Raw genomic sequence first — 17,944 nt, 5'->3', positions numbered from 1 at the left:
GGGGGGGGGGGGGGGGGGGGGGGGGGGGGGGGGGGGGGGGGGGGGGGGGGGGGGGGGCGGGGCTGGGCTGGGGTTAGGGGAGTTGTTCCTTGCGGGTCTGGTCGGCCAGGTGGGCGGGCATGGGGTCGTGGCGGACGAAGTGGCGGCGGAAGGTACCGGTGCCGGCCGTCATGGAGCGCAGCTCGACGGCGTACCGAAGCAGTTCCGTGGCCGGCACCTCGGCGCGGACGAGGGTGCGGCCCTCGGTGTCCGGGTCCGGCTCGGTGCCGAGCACCCGGCCGCGTCGGCCGGACAGGTCGCCCATCACCGTGCCCACCGAGCCGTCCGGAACCCGGATGGTGACCTCGTCGATCGGCTCCAGCAGGGCCGGCTGGCCGCGCTCGGCGGCGTCGCGCAGCGCCAGCGCGCCGGCGGTCTGGAAGGCCGAGTCGGAGGAGTCGACGCTGTGCGACTTGCCGTCGACCAGTGTCACCCGCAGGTCCACCACGGGGTGCCCGGCGACCAGCCCGCGCTCCAGTTGGGCGCGGACGCCCTTCTCCACCGATGGGATGTAGTTGTGCGGCACCGCGCCGCCGACCACCCGGTCGACGAACTCGAAGCCACTGCCGCGGGGTAGCGGCTCGACCTCGATGTCGCAGACCGCGTACTGGCCGTGGCCGCCGGACTGCTTGACGTGGCGGCCGTGCCCCTTCGCGGGCGCTGTCAGCGTCTCGCGCAGCGACACCTTGACCGGCTCGGTGTTTAGCTCGACACCGCCGGCGCGCAGCCGGTCGAGCACCACGTCCGCGTGTGCCTCGCCCATGCACCAGAGCACCAGTTGGTGGGTCTCCGGGTTGCGCTCCAGCCGCAGCGTGGGGTCGCCGGCGACGAGGCGGGCGAGGTTGCGGGCCAGGGCGTCCTCGTCGGCGCGGCTACGGGCGGCGATCGCCACCGGCAGCAGCGGCTCCGGCATCTCCCAGGGGGCGATCAGCAGCGGGTCGTCAATGGTCGAGACGGTGTCGCCGGTCTCGGCGCTGCCCGACTTGGTGATCGCGCAGATGTCACCGGCCACGCAGAGCGACACCTCCCGCAGTGTGGCGCCCAGCGGGGTGTAGATGTGCCCGACCCGCTCGTCGGCGTCGTGGTCGGGGTGCCCGCGTTCGGCCATGCCGTGCCCGGAGACGTGCACGGTCTGGTCGGGGCGCAGCGTGCCGGAGAAGACCCGGACCAGCGAGACGCGACCGACGTGGCGGTCGATGGTGGTCTTGACGACCTCGGCGACCAGCGGCCCGGCCGGGTCGCAGCTCAGCGGCGGACGCGGTGAGCCGTCCACGCCGGCCACCGCCGGCAGTTCGTGCTCCAGCGGCGACGGGAACGCGGCGGTCAGCACCTCCAGCAGCACGTCCAGCCCGACACCGGTCTGGGCGCAGACCGGCACCACCGGGTAGAAGTGGCCCCGGGCGACCGCCTTCTCCAGGTCGTCGATGAGCACCTCGTCGCCGATCTCCTCGCCGTCGAGGTAGCGGTCCATGAGGGTCTCGTCCTCGCTCTCGGCGATGATTCCCTCGATCAGCTCGTCGCGGGACTCGTCGATGGCCCGTTGGTGCTCCGGGTCCGGGTCGCGGACGTCGGCGGGCAGCCCGGCGCTGTAGTCGAAGACCCGACGGGTGATAAGGCCGAGCAGACCTTCGGTGGACACCCCGTCGTCGCCGAGCATCGGCAGGTAGAGGGGCATCACGTTGTCACCGAAGAGGCGCTGGCAGAGCGCCACCGTCTCGTCGACGTCGGCGCGGGGTTGGTCCAGTCGAGCCACCGCGACCGCGCGGGGCATGTCGACGGCTGCGCACTCCTCCCAGAGCGCGACGGTGGCCGCGTCCATGCCGCCCGCGGCGGAGACCACGAAGAGCGCGGCGTCGGCGGCCCGCAGCCCGGCGCGCAGCTCGCCGACGAAGTCGGCGTACCCGGGGGTGTCCAGCAGGTTGACCTTGATGCCGTTGTGCAGCAGCGGTGCGCAGGACAGGCTGACCGAGCGCTGCTGGCGTACGGCCGCGGGGTCGTGGTCGCCGACAGTGGTGCCGTCGACAACGGTGCCGGCGCGGCCGATCGTGCCGGTCGCCGCGAGCAGGGCCTCGACCAGTGTGGTCTTGCCCGCCCCGGAGTGCCCGACGAGCACCACGTTGCGAACCCGCTCGGGCTCGGTGACCACCGGCGTGCCGCCGGTGGAACCCTTCTCGTGACTCTTCTGCGCCATGGGGCGCACCTCCCTCAGCCGGTGGTGGTGGCGACCGCCGCGCGACGGGTAGCGGCCCGGGGCGAGTGCGCGGCGATATCCTCCGGTGGTCTGCTGCACAGCGGGAACGGGACGGGCGGACGGGTGAGCTGGCTCACCTCCCGGCTCGATCTCACACCCGTTGCCGGGTAGGCACAAGCCTCCCCCGGGCGGGTCGGCGGTACCGTCCGTATCGCCGGAGCTGGGCGGACCGTTATCGTGGGGACCGCCATGGCGAAGATCTTCCAAGTGTCGGCCCGCGCGGGGATGACCCGCGTCGTCGAGCCGATTGCCCGCGCCCTGCTGCGCGCGGGCGTCACCCCCAATGCCGTCACCGTCGCGGGCACCGTTGGTGTGCTCGTCGGCGCGCTCGGCTTCGGTGCCCGCGGCCACCTGGTCGCGGGCGCGTTGATCGTCACCCTGTTCGCGCTCACCGACCTGCTCGACGGGACGATGGCCCGGATGAGCGGCGGCTCCACCAAGTTCGGCGCGTTCCTCGACTCAAGCATGGACCGGGTCGCCGACAGCGCCGTCTTCGGCGCCGTCGCGTACTGGCTGGCCACGCAGGGCAACTACTCCGGCGTGGCCGCCGCGTTGGTGTGCCTGGCTGCCGGCAGCCTGGTGTCCTACGTCAAGGCCCGCGCCGAAGGGCTCGGCATGACCTGCAACGTGGGCATCGCCGAACGCACCGAGCGACTGCTGATCGTCGGGGTCGGCGGAATCCTCACCGGCGTCGGTGTCGATCCGGCCCTGGAGATCGCGCTCTGGCTGCTCGCCGCCGTGTCGATCTTCACGGTGGGGCAGCGGATGACGCACGTCTACCGCCAGGCCCAGCAGCTCCAGCCGGACGGCCAGGCATGAGCGGCGTGCCGGCGACCCGGCGTCGAACGACCGGCGGCAGAGTCGCGTGAACCTCACCGAGCTGGGCTACATCGCCGGGTGGCGGGTGGTCCGTGCGCTACCCCGGCCGTTGGTGGCGGCGGCGTTCCAGGCGGGCGCGGACCGCGCCCACCGCGCCGGCGGCGGGGGTACGTCCCGACTGCGCGCGAACCTGCGCCGGGTGGTCGGCCCGGAGTTGCCCGACGCCGAGTTGGACGATCTCGTCAAGCGCGGGTTGCGCTCGTACGCCAGGTACTGGATGGAGGCGTTCCGGCTGCCCGCCCTGAGCCGGTCGCAGATCCTGTCCGGTTTCCGGCTCGACGGCGCCGAGCTGCTCGCCGCCGACGTGGCCGCCGGACGGGGCGCGGTAGTGGCCCTGCCGCACGCCGGTAACTGGGATGCCGCGGGCGCCTGGGTGGCGGCCACCGGTTGGCCGATCACCACAGTCATGGAGCGGCTCAAGCCGGAGGGCGTCTACAAGCGCTTCCTGGCCTTCCGGGCGAGTCTGGGGATGGAGATCCTGCCGACCCACGGGGGGCCGCGTCCGGCGTTCGACGTGCTGCTGGACCGGGTGCGGGCCGGTGCTGTGGTGCCGTTGCTGGCCGACCGGGACCTCTCCGCCCGAGGGGTGGAGGTGGACTTCTTCGGCGGGAAGACCCGGATGCCCGCCGGGCCGGCGTTGCTCGCGCTGCACACCGGCGCGCCGCTCTACGTGGCCTCGCTGTGGTTCGAACCGGATGCCGCCCGCGCGTCGCTGGCTGGTCCGTTGCCGGTGCCGGGCCCCGAGGTGGGGCCGCTGGACCAGCGGGTCCGGTCGCTGACCCAGCTGATCGCCGACGGTCTGGCGGCGGGTATCGCCCGCCATCCGGAAGACTGGCACATGTTGCAGCGGATGTGGCTGGACCAGGCGAGGTCGGGGGAGGGCGCGGCGCTGCCCTCGTCGGCCTCCGGCCAGGCCTGAGGAGGTGGGCTGACGGATGCGGATCGGCATCGTGTGCCCGTACTCCTTCGACGTGCCCGGTGGGGTGCAGAACCACGTCATGGACCTCGCCGAGGCGCTGATCACGCTGGGCCACGAGGTCAGCGTGCTCGCGCCGGCCGACGAGGATTCGCCGCTGCCGGAGTACGTGGTGTCCGCCGGCCGGGCCGTCCCGCTGCCGTACAACGGGTCGGTTGCCCGGATCGCGTTCGGCCCGGTGTCGACCGCCCGGGTCCGGCGATGGATCACCAACGGTGACTTCGACGTGCTGCACGTGCACGAGCCGCTCACGCTGAGCCTGTCGCTGTTGGCCGTGCTCTCCGCCCGCGGCCCGGTGGTGGCCACGTTCCACACCGCGATGACCCGTTCGCGGGTCCTCGCCGCCGCGCAGGGTGTGCTTCAGATCGTGTTGGAGCGGATCACGGCCCGGATCGCGGTGAGCGCGCTGGCCCGCAAGGTGCAGGTCGAGCACATGGACGGCGGTGCGGTGGAGATCCCCAACGGGGTGGCGGTGGCCAAGTTCGCCGACGCAGAGCCGCTGCCGGGCTGGCCGGGGGAGTGCGCAGTTGGCACCGGCGGCACGCTCGGCTTCTTGGGCCGGTTCACGGAGGCACGCAAGGGCTTCCCGGTCCTGCGCGACGCGTTCGTGGCGCTGGCCGCCACCCGGCCCGGTCTGCGGTTGCTCGTCGCCGGCCCGGGTGACCCCGACGACCTGTACGACCAGTTCCCCGCCGAACTGCACGAGCAGATCACGTTCCTCGGCCTGGTCAGCGAAGCGGACAAGGCGCGCATGCTGCGCAGTGTGCACCTCTACGTCGCGCCGAACACCGGCGGTGAGTCGTTCGGCATGATCCTCACCGAGGCCCTCGCCGCGGGTACGACTGTCATCGCCAGTGATCTGGACGCCTTCCGGCGGGTGCTCGACGGTGGGCGGGCCGGTCGGCTCTTCCCCACCGGCGACCCGGTGGGGCTGCGTGACGTGCTGGCCGAGCTGCTGGACGACCCGGCCGCGCGGGCCGCGCTGAGTGCCTGCGGCGATCAGGTGGTCGCGAATTTCGACTGGCCGGTGGTTGCTCGCCGCGTTCTGGAGGTATACGCAGCGGCGATCGAGGCAACCGACGGGCGGGTCATCGACCAGGAATGGGTGGGGCTGAGCTGAGCCGGTGTGACGGATGGTGCGGGGGTGACCGGTGGGACCGGTCCGGCCGCGCCCAATCGGACGAAACGGAGCAGCACTACGATGCCGCACATGTGGTGGGTGGTGGCCGCGAGCGTGGTCGTGGGGCTGGTCGCGGCGTACCTCATCTGGACCGCCGGCCGGGTGGAGCGGCTACAGGGCCGCGCGGAGCTGGCGGCCCGGGCCCTCGACGCCCACCTGCTGCGCCGCGCGGCGGCAGCCGCGGTCCTGGCTGAGCGGCGTTTCGGCGTCGAGCTGTACGCGGCTGCCCGGATCGCCCTGGACGCCAGTCCGGACGAGCGGGAGGCGGCCGAGAACGACCTCACCCGCCAGTTGCGCGGTGTCCAGTTGGACCCGGGCGACCCGGACTGCGTGGCGGTCATCGCCGCGAGTCGTCGGCTCGCGTTGTCCCGGCAGGTGCACACCGACCTGGTCCGGGACGCCCGCTCGGCGCGCAGCCGGCCGCTGGTGCGGCTGTTGCGGATGGGACGGGGCCGGGATTGGCCGCGCTACTTCGACATCGACGACCCGACCCTCGTCGTGCCGGCGGACGTTCCCGCCGCCTGACCTCCTGCTCCCGATTGGACGTGGGCGAGCCGGTGACCACTGCCACAGTGCAGGCCACCGGGGGTCTGATTGGCTGTCGGTGCGGCGTTGAACCGCGCGTAGCATTTTCGCTGCCACCCCCAGAGCATGTCCAAGGAGCGATGACCCGTGCCCGAAAACACCGCCTCGAACACCGGTACGGCCCCTGTCGTCGGCACCGCCCGCGTGAAGCGTGGCATGGCCGAGATGCTCAAGGGCGGCGTGATCATGGACGTCGTCAACGCCGAGCAGGCCAAGATCGCTGAGGACGCCGGCGCCGTCGCGGTGATGGCCCTGGAGCGGGTGCCCGCCGACATCCGCGCGCAGGGTGGGGTGTCCCGGATGAGCGACCCCGACATGATCGACGGGATCATCGAGGCGGTCTCCATCCCGGTGATGGCCAAGGCGCGCATCGGCCACTTCGTGGAGGCGCGGATCCTCCAGTCGCTCGGCGTGGACTACGTCGACGAGTCCGAGGTGCTGACCCCGGCCGACTACGCGAACCACATCGACAAGTGGGCGTTCACGGTGCCCTTCGTCTGTGGCGCTACCAACCTGGGCGAGGCGCTGCGCCGGATCACCGAGGGCGCGGCGATGATCCGCTCCAAGGGCGAGGCGGGCACCGGTGACGTCTCCAACGCCACCACCCACATGCGGAAGATCCGCCAGGAGATCGCCCGGCTGTCCTCGCTGCCGGCCGACGAGCTGTACGTCGCGGCCAAGGAGTTGCAGGCCCCGTACGAGCTGGTCAAGGAGGTCGCCGAGAGCGGCAAGCTGCCGGTGGTGCTGTTCACCGCGGGCGGGATCGCCACGCCGGCCGACGCGGCGATGATGATGCAGCTCGGCGCCGAGGGTGTCTTCGTCGGTTCCGGCATCTTCAAGGCGGGCAACCCGGCTCAGCGGGCCGCCGCGATCGTCAAGGCGACGACCTTCCACGACGACCCGGACGTGCTGGCCAAGGTCTCCCGGGGCCTCGGCGAGGCGATGGTCGGCATCAACGTCGACGAGATCCCGCAGCCGCACCGCCTGGCCGAGCGCGGTTGGTGAGCGCGAGGAGTGAGCCGCTCTTGCGAGCCCCGCAGTCGCGAGGGAGTTACTGGTTGGTGAGCGCTCTTTCCGGGCGACGGACGCGGAGAGGAACGGTGCGGCCATGACGGCACCCGTGATCGGTGTGCTCGCGCTTCAGGGCGACGTCCGCGAGCACGTGGCGGCGCTGGCCGCGGCGGGCGCTGACGCTCGCCCGGTCCGCCGTCCGGCGGAGCTGGACGCGGTCGACGGCCTGGTCATTCCCGGCGGGGAGTCCACCACCATGAGCAAGCTGGCGGACATCTTCGAGATGCGCGAGCCGATCGACAAGCGGATCGCCGACGGCATGCCGGTCTACGGCTCCTGTGCCGGCATGATCATGTTGGCGACCGAGGTGCTCGACGGCCGACCCGATCAGCGGGGTTTCGCCGGCATCGACATGACGGTCCGGCGCAACGCGTTCGGCCGGCAGGTCGACTCGTTCGAGGCGCCGGTGACCGTCGTCGGGGTGCCGGGCGAGCCGTTCCACGCGGTGTTCATCCGCGCGCCGTGGGTGGAGCGGGTCGGTGCCGGCGTCGAGGTCATCGGGGTGGTGTCCGGCGGCCCGGCCGCCGACCGGATCGTTGCGGTGCGACAGGGCCACCTGGTGGCCACCTCGTTCCATCCGGAGCTCACCGGTGACCTGCGGGTGCACGCGTACTTCGTGGACCTGGTCCGCGCCGCCTGCTGAACGGCGGCCGACCGCGCCGGGCTGTCCATGATGCTCGCTGCGGTAGTGGCTTCGCCCAGGGTTTTTGTCCCGTCTGCCCTGGTCCGTCGGGGCCGGGCGATAGTGCCGTGCGCGGTGCATGACAGGGACCCGGGGGACGTCGGTAGGATTGCGGAGATTCGGCAGGGCCATCTGCCCGCCACGGCTTCCACCAGAGCTGACCGGCACCTCCGCGTGCGCCGGCGGGAGCGGGGCGTGAGCGGTGCGGTCGATGCAGACGGCGGGTAGCAACGGAGGTAGAAGATGTCCGGCCACTCAAAGTGGGCGACGACCAAGCACAAGAAGGCCGTCATCGACGCCAAGCGCGGCAAGATGTTCGCCAAGCTGATCAAGAACGTCGAGGTGGCCGCGCGGATCGGCGGCGGCGACCCCACCGGGAATCCAACGCTCTTCGACGCCATCCAGAAGGCGAAGAAGAGTTCGGTGCCGAACGACAACATCGACCGCGCCGTCAAGCGTGGCTCCGGCCTGGAGGCTGGCGGCGCCGACTGGCAGACGATCATGTATGAGGGGTACGGCCCGAGCGGCGTGGCCATGCTCATCGAGTGCCTCACCGACAACCGCAACCGCGCGGCGACCGAGGTGCGGACGGCGCTGACCCGCAACGGCGGCTCGCTCGCCGACGCCGGCTCGGTGTCGTACATGTTCTCCCGCAAGGGCGTGGTGATCGTCCCCAAGGAGGGCACCAGCGAGGACGACGTGATGCTGGCCGTCCTCGACGCCGGCGCCGAAGAGGTCAACGACATCGGTGAGGCGTACGAGGTGGTCTCCGAGCCGACCGACCTGATCCCGGTGCGCACGGCGTTGCAGGACGCCGGCATCGAGTACGAGTCGGCCGAGTCCTCCCTGATCCCCAGCGTCAACGTGCCGCTGGACGAAGAGGGCGCGCGCAAGATCTTCAAGCTGATCGACGTCCTGGAGGACTGCGACGACGTCCAGAACGTCTACGCCAACTTCGACGTCAGTGACGACGTGATGGCGGCGGTCGACGCCTGACCCCGCCTCACCCCGCCGCGATCTTGCACTTCCTGACCCGACAGTCCGCGTCACGCGGGGCATATCGTCAACAGGAAGTGCAAGATCGCGGCGAGGGAGGGATGCGGGGGTGGTGGAGCGGTTCGCGCCTGGCGACACAGTGGTACGGCGTGAGGTGCTGCGGGGTGAGGTCTGGTTCGGTTGCCCGACGATCTGCGTCGAGGATTCGCCTGACCTGCTCGCCCTCTACCTCCCCTCGGGGGCCGAGTTCGGCTTCCCGGGCACCGGCGTCTTCCCCTGCGGGCGGCACCCGTGGGAGGCCGCCGGGCACCGCTCCTGGTCCGGGCACGGCAAGCTGATGCTGCAACGCCCCGGTGAGGCGCACTCGATCGACGTGTTCTGGACCGGGCCGGGTCGCGACTTCGCCGGCTGGTACTTCAACCTCCAGGACCCGGTGCGGCGTACTCCGATCGGGGTGGACACCCTGGACCACGAGCTGGACCTGTGGTGGGCCGCGGACGCCGACCGGTACGTCTGGAAGGACGTGGAGATGTTCGCCCAGCGCCTCGTCGAGGGGCGCTACCCGGGCATGGGGGACGCCATCCAGGCCGAGGGTGACCGGGTCGCCGCCCTGCTCGACGGGGGTGAGCGCTGGTGGGACCCGTCGTGGGCCACCTGGCAGCCCGACCCTGCCTGGACGGCGCCCCCGCTGCCCGCCGGCTGGGATCAGGTGCCACCCGCGCGCTGAGCGACGCCGAGGTCAGTTCCCGGGCGGCGCGTTGACCAGGAACACCTGATCCGGGCCGCCGGTGCACGGCTCGACCAGCGCCGCGTCGGACACGTCGCTGTCGTCGTCGCGCAGGCCGACGCACAACTCGCTACGGTCGGGCCGGATGCGGTACGCGCCGGGCGTCGCTCCGGCCGGTTCGAAGTGGAACACCTGCTGCGGCCTGTCCGCGCTGCAATCCTTCTCGTTCCAGGGTTCGAGCAGGTCCCGGCCGGGATCCTCGTCGCGGACGGTGAGGCAGCCCTTCCCGAGCACCGGGTGGACCCAGTGGATGAAGAACATTCCGTCGGCCACCGGTTCCAGCGAGGTGTCCGGTGGGGTGGCCTCCGAGCAGGGCCGCTGGACCGCTATCTCCTTGGTGTACTGGCCGGTGCGATCGCGACCCTCGGTGAGGCAGAGGTGCGGGCTGCGGACGGGGCGGATCTGGCTGAGCCCCGCGCTCGGCGAACGGGCACCGTCACCCGCCGATGCGGGGGCCTTTCCTTGCTCGTCGTCGCGTCGCTCGATCCAGAAGCCCACGCCGAGCGTGGCCAGCAGGGCGGCGACGACGAGCGGCGCCAGCGGTGCGGGCCGCGCGAACCAACGTGGGCGGGCCGGGCCAGACTGCTCCGGGGCCACTGTCGTGACCGCGTCGACCGGCGGTGGGTCCGCTGCCGGCGACGGCGGGGCCAACTGACCTGCCGTGAGGCGGTGCCGGGCCCGTAGCCACGTCTCGACCTGATCTCCCGCGCCACACGCTCGCACGAACGCGGCCACCACCTCGGGGCGCGGCAGTGTGGACCGGCGCAGGATGTCCGCCGCGGTGCTGCGGGCCAGCACGTCACCCGTCGACGCGGCACGCTGCTCCAGTTGCCGGTAGGTGAGCCCCGACCGGTCCTTGAGCTGGCGCAGCATCTCGACGAACTCGGCCGGGTCGGACGCGTCGTCCGGGCGTAGCTCCCCCGTGGTCATCGCTCAATTCTTCAGACACCGCGGACCCGAGGGCAAATCGGGTCCGGGTGACTGTCCGAGATGGTCGGACAAGATCCGGACATGCTGCCGTGAGCTGCCCGGACAACCCAGCACGGCGACCAGGGCATTGTCCTGGCCGACCGGGTTACCTAGCGTCATCGTCGATGGCCGCACCGCTGACCGGTGTACGGCCGATGGGCTCGTGCCGGCGCTGGCTCGGGCTCGACCACACCAACGACACGGGGGAGATTCGATGGATGACGCTGCCCGAGATCCGGTGCCGCAGGCGACCACGGCGGGGGAGTACGTGGCGTTGCTCAGGGAGGTGCGGCGGCGTTCCGGTCTGACCTATCGGGAGCTCGCCCGGCGAGCCTCGGCCGCCGGACACTGGCTGCCGCCGAGCACCCTCGCGACGATGCTGGGCCGGACGACGCTGCCTCGGGAACGCACAGTCGTCGCGCTGCTGGCCGCCTGCGGCACCCCGGCGGTCGAGGTCGACAGGTGGCTGGAGACACGGCGGGACCTCGAGGCTCGCCTCGGCGAGCAGGGTCGAGGGGACAGCGACGCGGCACCGACCCCTGCCGGCCCGTCCACCACCGTCGCGGCGGACATCCGCCCGAGCGTCGGCTCGGTACCGCCGCGACCCCAAGCGCCCTGGCCGGCCCGTCGCTGGCTTCGGCTGGCGCTGCTGGCAGTGCTCGGTGTCCTGACGATCGGGGCGACCGGGGCGCTGCGACCTCTCACCCCTCCCACAGTGGACAGCTCGCCGACCGTTGGCTGCCCGGAGGTGCTGCGCCAGGGCATGTACGGCCCCTGCGTGCTGAGCCTCCAGGAACACCTGGTGGCCGACGGACTCACGGTGCCGGTCGACGGCTGGTTCGGCCCGGACACCACCAGCCGGGTGATGGTGTTGCAGGCGTTTGGCGGCCTGCCGGTCAGTGGCACAGCGGACGAGCGGCTGTTCGACGTGTTGGCGGGTGATCGCAAGGTGCCCGCCACCTGGTCGGAGGACCGGATCGGCAAACATCTGCGGCGGACGTTCCCGGAGGACCCGGCCGGGGCGGTGCAGGTGGCGCGCTGCCTGTCCGGCTTGGACCCGTACCGGGTGGAGGTCGTCGAGGACGGATCGCGGCGCTGGGGGTTGTTCCAGTTCAGCGACACGGAGGTGTCCCGGTTCGGAGTCGACCGCCAGACGGCGCTGGACGCGGCGTGGAACATCAGGACGGCACGGGAGGTCTGGTCTCGTACCGGCGGCTTCGGCCACTGGAACTGCGGGGCGTAGCGGTCACGCGTGACGCTCCCCGCCCGGTCCACGAACCGGACGGGGAGCCCCCCGTTGTCCCGACTGACGATTACGGTCGCAGGCGGTTGGCGAAGACGTACGCACCCACGGAACGGCCGGTGGCGAGCCCGGCGTCCGCGTCGAACCGATAGTGCACGCCGAGGTAGATCCGGCTCAGCGCGTTCTCCTCGGCGGCGTCGTCGAAGCCGGTCATGTGCCGGACCACGCCCACGGCGTGCGGATCGTCAGTGGTGGCGTCGAAAGCGATCGCGTCGGTGCCGAAGAACCTCTTCATCACCGCGGACCAGGCCCCCGCGAAGGTGGCGTGCCCGGAGATGTAGGCCGGGAACGCCGGCGTGTACGGCACCCCCTCGCGGGTCTTCGACAGCGGCTGCCAACCGGGGCCCTCCGCCGCCTCGATCGCCGTCACCGGCCGCCACAGGTCGATGGGCGTCTGGTACTTGGCGTCCCAGGCGGCGATGGCGGCGTCGGCGAGGGCGAGGGCCACCAGCCCGAAGAGCCGGGCGTTGGCCAGGATGCCGAGCTGACGCTGCTCCGACACGATCCGGGTGTGGGAGAAGAGTTGACCCGGTGGCTTGTACGTGCCCCCCAGGTCGTTGGCCCAGAAGAACGCGATCTGCGTCTGCTCCGGGGTCCGCAGCGACGACGTCTGACCGCCGTAGTCGCGGATCTCCTGCACCTGGGTGCGGTACTCCTGCTTGCCGAGCAGGTCGGCGTACCCGGTGGCGCCGGCCGGCAGGCCGGGCCGGAACTGCTGGCCCGAGGTGAGCGCGAACGGGGTGACCGATCCCCAGTTCGGGCTGACCGCCGCCTTGCCGTTGGTCGGCCGCCACGCGCCGGGGACGTTCTCCTGCACCGGATACGCGGTGTCGTTGCCGGAGCCGTCGTTGGCGCGGGCCTGGAGGTTGGCGGCGGCTGCCGCCGCGCCGACGGTGTCACCACGGGTGACCTCGGCGGCGTTCACCCCGGACGGCCGGAGCGCGACAGCGGCGGTGAGGGCCTGGGAGTAGGACTGGCCCTGACCGCCGTACAGGGCGGTCAGCACGTCGTACGCGGCCCGGTCGATGGCCGCGTTCAGGGACGGCGCCACGACGTTGTCCATGGTGCCCGGGTAGCTGACCGGCACTCGTACCCGGTAGGGGTTGCCGACCCCGGTGACCGAGACGGCGGCGTCGTGCATCGCCGCGTGCAGGATGGCGGCCTCGCGGGACGAGGAGGTGGGTGGCAGGTCCAGCGCCTTGTAGGTGGACAGCAGGACACCGTTCCAGTACAGGATCGGGTCGGTGGCCGGGTTCACTGCCAGCGGGGTGAGCGAGATGTTGTCCAACCGGACCGTCGAGGCGGTCTGGCCGCCGAGGTGGAACAGCAGCACCGCCTTCGGGTCGCCGAACGGGGACACGAAGTCGAAGGTGAACCGGCTCATCGAGGACGTCAGCGTGACGCTCTGGTCGACGGCGGAGGTGAAGGGCGTGTCCGCCCGGGAGACCGAGACGCGCAGCGAACGGCTGACGTCGGCCGAGGCGTCGAACTGCAGCCGGTACGACTGCGCGGCCGTCACGCCGAACTCGAAGTGACCGACCAGGTCCTCCCAGACGGGCTTGCCCACAGTGGCGCTGGTGCGGACGCGCAGTTGCCCGGCGTTGACAGTGGTGCTGGTCGAGGCGAGCCGGGTCCACCAGGGCTGAGTGCTGCCGTTGTCGAACGTGCCGTTGAGGATGAGGTCACCCGGGGCGGCGGTGGCCGGCGCGGGGCGGACGAGGGCGGTGAGGGTGCTGGCGAGGGCGACCGCGAGCACGACGCTGAGCAGACGGCGGAGTTGCCGTGCGTTGATCGGTGGGGACATCGAGAGCCTTTCCGGTCCGGAAACCGGCGACGACCAGGTCGTTGCCGTGAGGATCGGCTCAACGTAGGAGTGTTCGCGCTGTTCACGGCCACCGAACAGCGCTCGGAACGGTGCCGTACGGCAGCGGGCGCCGGTATCCGAACAGGACACCGACGCCCGTGCGGGGCGGACCGCTGGCTCAGCCGATCGTCTCCCGCTCCCGCCAGGCGGTACGCAGCGAGGTCCGGCCGTTGGTCCGCAGGAGCGACCCCTCGTACACCCGGGCCCCGGCGAGGAGGAACGCGCCGGCGGCGAGCACCAGGAGGACCAGTGAGACGATCGGCTCCCAACCGGCCGCGTCGCCGGTGAAGAGCCGCAGCGGCATGGCCGTGGGCGACGAGAACGGCAGGTAGGACAGCACCCGCATCGCTGTGGCGTTGTCGTTCAGGAAGATCACCGCGAAGAACGGCAGCATGACGGCGAGCTGCACCGGCGTCGAGACGGCGGCGATGTCCTCCTGCCGGTTGGCCAGCGCGCCGGCTGCGGCCCACATGGCGGCGAGCAGCACGAAACCGATCAGGAAGAACGGCACGAACCAGCCGATCGCCGGGGCGAGCAGGCTGAGCAGACCTCCGCTGTCGCCGATCTGTAGCCCGATGACCGCCACCACCGCGATCAGGGCGATCTGCGCGAACGCCAGGATGGCCCCGGCCACCACCTTCCCGGCCAGCAGGGCCCGGACCGGCACGGCGGCGACCAGGATCTCCACGATCCGGGTCTGCTTCTCCTCGATGACGCTCTGCGCGATCTGCACACCGAACGTCTGCGAGGTGATGAAGAAGACGAACGCGAAGACGAACGGCACCAGGAACGCCACCACCGGATCGACAGCGTCCGGGTCGAGCAGGCGGACGGTCGGCTGGGTGCTCAGGGCCTTCACCACGTCGTCGGGGGCGTCGTCGATGGCCAGGACGGCCGGTCCGGTAACCACCGCAGCGTCCACGTCGTCGTCGCGGACGGCCTGCTCGGCGGCCCGGTCGTCGGAAACGACCCGGACTTCCAGCCCGGCGGCACGCAGCGGAGCGGCCAAGCTCTCGGTCACTGCCACTGTGGACGGCCCGCCGGAGAACAACGGCGGCAGGATGGTGCCGGCCGCGGCGATCAACAGGAAGAACAGCGTGCCGAACAGGAAGGTACGGTCGCGCAGCTTGACCCGGATCTCGCGTTCGGCGACCAGCCGGGTGGCCTGGGTGACGGTCACTGGGTGACCTCTCGGAAGATCTCGGTGAGCGAGGGGCTGACCGGGCGGAAGGCGCGGACCGGGCCGCGCGCGAGGGCAGCCCGCAGCACGGGCTGTTCGTCGGTGCCGGCCGCCAGGTCGAAGACCACCCGCGCGCCGTCCAACTCGACCACTGTCAGCCCGGGGTGGTCGCGTACCCAGCCGGCGTCGTGCTCCACGACCAACTCGAAGCGGGGCACCGTGTACGAGTCGCGCAGCTGCTGCCGGCTGCCGGCGGCCCGGATCACCCCGTCCCCGATGATCACCAGGTCGTCGCAGAGTCGCTCCACGACGTCGAGTTGGTGACTGGAGAAGAGCACCGGCGCGCCGGCCGAGGCCCGTTCCCGCAGCACGGCCACGACGGTCTCCACTGCCAGCGGGTCGAGGCCGGAGAACGGCTCGTCGAGCACCAGCACCTCGGGGTCGTGCACGAGCGCGGCGGCGATCTGTGCGCGCTGCTGGTTGCCCAGCGACAGCGTCTCCAGCAGGTCGTCGCCGCGCTCGCCGAGCCCGACCCGGTCCAGCAGCGCGTCTGTGGAACGTCGTGCCGCGGCGGCGTCCAGCCCGTGCAGCCGGCCCAGGTAGGCCACCTGCTCGCGGGTGGTCATCTTGGGGTAGAGGCCCCGTTCCTCCGGCATGTAGCCGAAGCGCCGGCGGTCCTGCCGGGTCAGCGTGGCGCCGCCCCAGCTCACCTCGCCGGCGTCGGGGGCGAGCACGCCCAGGATGATCCGCATGGTGGTGGTCTTGCCGGCGCCGTTGGCGCCCACGAAACCGGTCATCCGGCCGGCGGACACCTCGAAGGACACGTTCCTGAGCACCTGACGGTCGCCGAAGCTGCGGTCGACGCCGTCGAGGCGAAGCGTTCTGGTCACGCACCCACGCTAGATCGATGACGCCGCCGCGCCGTCCGCCCGGCGGGTGAGCGGGCGGGTCCACCTCGCGGCGGACACCGTCACCCGCCGGGGCGGACCACCCCGTTCTCGTACGCGAACACCACGGCCTGCACCCGGTCGCGCAGGCCCAGCTTGGCCAGTACCCGACTCACGTGCGTCTTCACCGTCGCCTCGCCCAGGTGGATGGCAGTGGCGATCTCCGCGTTGCTCGACCCGGCGGCGAGCAGCATCAGCACCTCCCGTTCGCGCGGGGTCAGCTCGGCCAGCGCGGCATCGGCGTCCGGGCCCCGGTGGGCGGTGCCCGCCGGGTCGCCGGGCCGGGCGAAGGTGGAGATCACCCGGCGGGTGATCTCCGGGGCGAGCAGACCGTCGCCCCTGGCCAGCACCCGGATCGCTTCGATCAGCTCCTCCGGCGTGCCGTTCTTGAGCAGGAAGCCGCTGGCCCCGGCCCGCAGCGCGGCGAACAGGTAGTCGTCGCGGTCGAAGGTGGTGAGGATCAGCACCGCGGGCGCCCCGGCGCCGTCGGCGACGATCTGCCGGGTGGCCTCCAGGCCGTCCATCCCGGGCATCTCCACATCCATGAGTACGACGTCGGGGCGGGTGGCTCGGGTCATGGTGACCGCCCGTTCGCCGTCGGCGGCCTCACCGACCACCTCGATGTCGTCCTCCACCTCCAGGATGACCCGGAAGCCGGTACGGACGAGGTGCTGGTCATCGGCGAGCAGCACCCGCACAGTCGGTCCGGCGTCGGGCGCCCGCTGGGCCGCCGCGCTCATGCCGACGGCTCCGCGCCGGCTGCCGCCTGCTGCCTGTCGCTCGGCTCCCGCTGTGGGCCCACCGGCAGGTCCGCCGACGCCGCCAGGGGGAAGCGAGCGCGTACCCGCCAGCCGCCGCCGGGCCGCGGCCCGGCCTCCAGGTCGCCGTCGTGGGCGGTGACCCGTTCACGCATGCCGATCAGCCCCAACCCGACGGTGTCGGCCCGGCCACCGCCCCGCCCGTCGTCGGTCACGTCGACCTCCACCTCCCGGGCCAGGTAACGGACCCGCACGTCGAGCAGGCCCGCCTCGGCGTGCTTCAGGGTGTTGGTCACCGCCTCCTGCGTCACCCGGTAGGCGGTCTGGGAGACCGATTCGGGCAACGCGACCGGGTCGCCGTACACCCCGAGGGTGGCCGTCAGCCCGGCGGCCCGAGCCCGCTCGACCAGCTCGTCGATCCGTTCGACGCCGCCAACCGCCGGCGGCGCGGCGTCGGTGCCGGCGGAGGTCCGCAGCACGCCGAGCATCCGACGCAGCTCGTCGACGGCGGTGCGGGCGCTCTGCTCGATGGCGGTGAGCGCCGCGCGGGCCTTGCCCGGGTCGCGGTCGAACACGCGGCGGCAGGCGGACGCCTGCACGCCCATCACCGACACGTGATGGGCGACCACGTCGTGCAGCTCCCGGGCGATCCGGACCCGTTCGCCGAGCACCGCCCGTTCCCGCCCCTCGGCCTGCGACCGACGCAGGTCCTCGGCCTGGGCGCGCAGCTCGTGTTCACGGCGCGCGGCCACCCAGGCGGTCTCACCAAAGAAGTAGGCGAACCCGAGAGTCAGCACGTTGACCAGCACACCGGTGACCATTGCCGCGAGGACTGGTGGCACCGGTCCGACCGCGTCATCGAAGGCATCCGGGGGGATGTGGTCGATGGTCACGGCGTAGTAGACACCCAGCCAGGCGAACATGGTGGCGATCACGCCGATCCGCAGCCGGCGGGCCAGCCGATGGTCCTGCCCCCAGGCGCCGGCGGTGTAGATGACGCAGAACAGCGCCCAGGCGGAGAACTGGGTCTCCGGTGCCGATCGTGCCTGGGCGCAGATGAACACCACCGAGACGATCAGCAGGGTCGCCAGCGGCCAGCGTCGCCGCCAGATCAGCGGGAGGGTCACCGCGACGGTCCAGAACAACTGCTCCGGCCCGGATGGTGGTGGGCCCAGCAGGAATGCCCCGGCGCTGCGGGCCAGGGTGAGGCTGACCACCGCCAGCACGGTCACCGCCAGCCCGATCCACAGGTCGAACCGGCGCTGTTCCGCTGTCGGACCCGGCCGGCGCCACTCGTCTCGCGCTGCCACTGTCATCCGGGAACGATGCCACGCCGCCCACCAGGCCCGTCGACCGGGCACGCCGCCACGGCCACGCCGACGGTCTCGGTGCGCTCAGTGCGCCCGCAGCACCGATCTCGTACGCGTACACCGACGCGGGGCTCAACCCCGGCTGCCCGACCAGCAGCACCGAGCGG

General features: G+C 71.9%; 16 protein-coding genes. 9 read left to right on the top strand and 7 right to left on the bottom strand.

The features are described from left to right. Positions 1-73: 73 nt before the first annotated feature. Positions 74-2,230 carry an elongation factor G-like protein EF-G2 gene (locus tag AB0C20_RS27480; RefSeq protein WP_357569051.1) on the bottom strand — a complete coding sequence of 719 codons (2,157 nt, stop codon included), beginning with the start codon at positions 2,228-2,230 and terminating at the stop codon, positions 74-76. Between the two features lie 249 nt (positions 2,231-2,479). On the opposite strand from AB0C20_RS27480, the gene pgsA reads away from it, so the two are divergent. From pgsA to AB0C20_RS27440, 8 genes are all read left to right on the top strand, one after another. Continuing rightward, a complete protein-coding gene (gene pgsA / locus AB0C20_RS27475; RefSeq protein WP_330440843.1) occupies positions 2,480-3,109 on the top strand; it encodes a phosphatidylinositol phosphate synthase in 630 nt (209 codons plus the stop codon). Between the two features lie 46 nt (positions 3,110-3,155). After that, positions 3,156-4,088 (top strand): phosphatidylinositol mannoside acyltransferase, encoded by a 933-nt coding sequence (locus AB0C20_RS27470; RefSeq protein WP_357187203.1) that lies wholly within the window; start codon positions 3,156-3,158, stop codon positions 4,086-4,088. Positions 4,089-4,104: 16 nt separating this feature from the next. After that, positions 4,105-5,265 (top strand): glycosyltransferase family 4 protein, encoded by a 1,161-nt coding sequence (locus tag AB0C20_RS27465; protein ID WP_357187200.1) that lies wholly within the window; start codon positions 4,105-4,107, stop codon positions 5,263-5,265. Between the two features lie 81 nt (positions 5,266-5,346). Further along, positions 5,347-5,850 (top strand): hypothetical protein, encoded by a 504-nt coding sequence (locus AB0C20_RS27460; RefSeq protein ID WP_357569050.1) that lies wholly within the window; start codon positions 5,347-5,349, stop codon positions 5,848-5,850. Between the two features lie 147 nt (positions 5,851-5,997). Next, positions 5,998-6,915, top strand: a complete 918-nt coding sequence (gene pdxS, locus AB0C20_RS27455) for a pyridoxal 5'-phosphate synthase lyase subunit PdxS (protein ID WP_266303041.1) — start codon at positions 5,998-6,000, stop codon at positions 6,913-6,915. A 103-nt stretch (positions 6,916-7,018) separates the two neighbouring features. Then, on the top strand, positions 7,019-7,624 hold the full coding sequence (gene pdxT / locus AB0C20_RS27450; protein ID WP_357569049.1) for a pyridoxal 5'-phosphate synthase glutaminase subunit PdxT: 606 nt from the start codon (positions 7,019-7,021) through the stop codon (positions 7,622-7,624). Between the two features lie 282 nt (positions 7,625-7,906). Continuing rightward, positions 7,907-8,659 (top strand): YebC/PmpR family DNA-binding transcriptional regulator, encoded by a 753-nt coding sequence (locus tag AB0C20_RS27445; RefSeq protein WP_091401738.1) that lies wholly within the window; start codon positions 7,907-7,909, stop codon positions 8,657-8,659. A gap of 109 nt (positions 8,660-8,768) precedes the next feature. Beyond that, entirely contained in the window at positions 8,769-9,386 is a 618-nt protein-coding gene (locus AB0C20_RS27440) for a DUF402 domain-containing protein (protein ID WP_357187192.1), read from the top strand. A gap of 12 nt (positions 9,387-9,398) precedes the next feature. Here the strand turns inward: AB0C20_RS27440 and AB0C20_RS27435 are convergent, their stop codons facing one another. Next, positions 9,399-10,376 carry a helix-turn-helix domain-containing protein gene (locus tag AB0C20_RS27435; RefSeq protein ID WP_357187188.1) on the bottom strand — a complete coding sequence of 326 codons (978 nt, stop codon included), beginning with the start codon at positions 10,374-10,376 and terminating at the stop codon, positions 9,399-9,401. Positions 10,377-10,629: 253 nt separating this feature from the next. Here AB0C20_RS27435 and AB0C20_RS27430 point away from each other — a divergent pair, with 253 nt between their 5' ends. Further along, positions 10,630-11,658, top strand: coding sequence for a helix-turn-helix domain-containing protein (locus AB0C20_RS27430; protein ID WP_357187185.1), 1,029 nt, complete (start codon positions 10,630-10,632; stop codon positions 11,656-11,658). A 70-nt stretch (positions 11,659-11,728) separates the two neighbouring features. Here the strand turns inward: AB0C20_RS27430 and AB0C20_RS27425 are convergent, their stop codons facing one another. The 5 genes from AB0C20_RS27425 to AB0C20_RS27405 form a co-directional block, all read right to left on the bottom strand. Continuing rightward, the gene (locus tag AB0C20_RS27425; RefSeq protein ID WP_357569048.1) at positions 11,729-13,522 is read right to left on the bottom strand and encodes a carbohydrate binding domain-containing protein; all 1,794 of its coding nucleotides are present in this window, start codon (positions 13,520-13,522) and stop codon (positions 11,729-11,731) included. 178 nt (positions 13,523-13,700) lie between these two features. After that, positions 13,701-14,762 (bottom strand): ABC transporter permease, encoded by a 1,062-nt coding sequence (locus tag AB0C20_RS27420; protein ID WP_357569047.1) that lies wholly within the window; start codon positions 14,760-14,762, stop codon positions 13,701-13,703. Next, positions 14,759-15,652: an ATP-binding cassette domain-containing protein gene (locus tag AB0C20_RS27415; protein ID WP_357187176.1), complete on the bottom strand. Its 894-nt coding sequence runs from the start codon at positions 15,650-15,652 to the stop codon at positions 14,759-14,761. The genes AB0C20_RS27420 and AB0C20_RS27415 overlap by 4 nt, the downstream gene beginning before the upstream one ends. 80 nt (positions 15,653-15,732) lie before the next feature. Next, a complete protein-coding gene (locus tag AB0C20_RS27410; protein ID WP_357187173.1) occupies positions 15,733-16,449 on the bottom strand; it encodes a response regulator transcription factor in 717 nt (238 codons plus the stop codon). Then, positions 16,446-17,783 (bottom strand): sensor histidine kinase, encoded by a 1,338-nt coding sequence (locus AB0C20_RS27405; protein WP_357569046.1) that lies wholly within the window; start codon positions 17,781-17,783, stop codon positions 16,446-16,448. Before AB0C20_RS27405 ends, AB0C20_RS27410 begins: the two co-directional genes overlap by 4 nt. Positions 17,784-17,944 lie beyond the last annotated feature (161 nt).

It is taken from the genome of Micromonospora sp. NPDC048843 (assembly GCF_040649965.1).
GTDB classification, from domain to species: Bacteria; Actinomycetota; Actinomycetes; order Mycobacteriales; family Micromonosporaceae; genus Micromonospora; species Micromonospora hortensis.
The sequence above is the reverse complement of the archived record's forward strand: the minus strand, read 5'-3'. Positions and strand labels throughout refer to the sequence as shown.

Bases quoted from the DNA above. Each gene is read 5' to 3' on its own strand.
- AB0C20_RS27480 (WP_357569051.1), bottom strand. From the start codon at position 2,230: ATGGCGCAGAAGAGTCACGAGAAGGGTTCCACCGGCGGCACGCCGGTG.
- pgsA (WP_330440843.1), top strand. From the start codon at position 2,480: ATGGCGAAGATCTTCCAAGTGTCGGCCCGCGCGGGGATGACCCGCGTC.
- AB0C20_RS27465 (WP_357187200.1), top strand. From the start codon at position 4,105: ATGCGGATCGGCATCGTGTGCCCGTACTCCTTCGACGTGCCCGGTGGG.
- AB0C20_RS27460 (WP_357569050.1), top strand. From the start codon at position 5,347: ATGCCGCACATGTGGTGGGTGGTGGCCGCGAGCGTGGTCGTGGGGCTG.
- pdxT (WP_357569049.1), top strand. From the start codon at position 7,019: ATGACGGCACCCGTGATCGGTGTGCTCGCGCTTCAGGGCGACGTCCGC.
- AB0C20_RS27445 (WP_091401738.1), top strand. From the start codon at position 7,907: ATGTCCGGCCACTCAAAGTGGGCGACGACCAAGCACAAGAAGGCCGTC.
- AB0C20_RS27435 (WP_357187188.1), bottom strand. From the start codon at position 10,376: ATGACCACGGGGGAGCTACGCCCGGACGACGCGTCCGACCCGGCCGAG.
- AB0C20_RS27430 (WP_357187185.1), top strand. From the start codon at position 10,630: ATGGATGACGCTGCCCGAGATCCGGTGCCGCAGGCGACCACGGCGGGG.
- AB0C20_RS27425 (WP_357569048.1), bottom strand. From the start codon at position 13,522: ATGTCCCCACCGATCAACGCACGGCAACTCCGCCGTCTGCTCAGCGTC.
- AB0C20_RS27410 (WP_357187173.1), bottom strand. From the start codon at position 16,449: ATGAGCGCGGCGGCCCAGCGGGCGCCCGACGCCGGACCGACTGTGCGG.
- AB0C20_RS27405 (WP_357569046.1), bottom strand. From the start codon at position 17,783: ATGACAGTGGCAGCGCGAGACGAGTGGCGCCGGCCGGGTCCGACAGCG.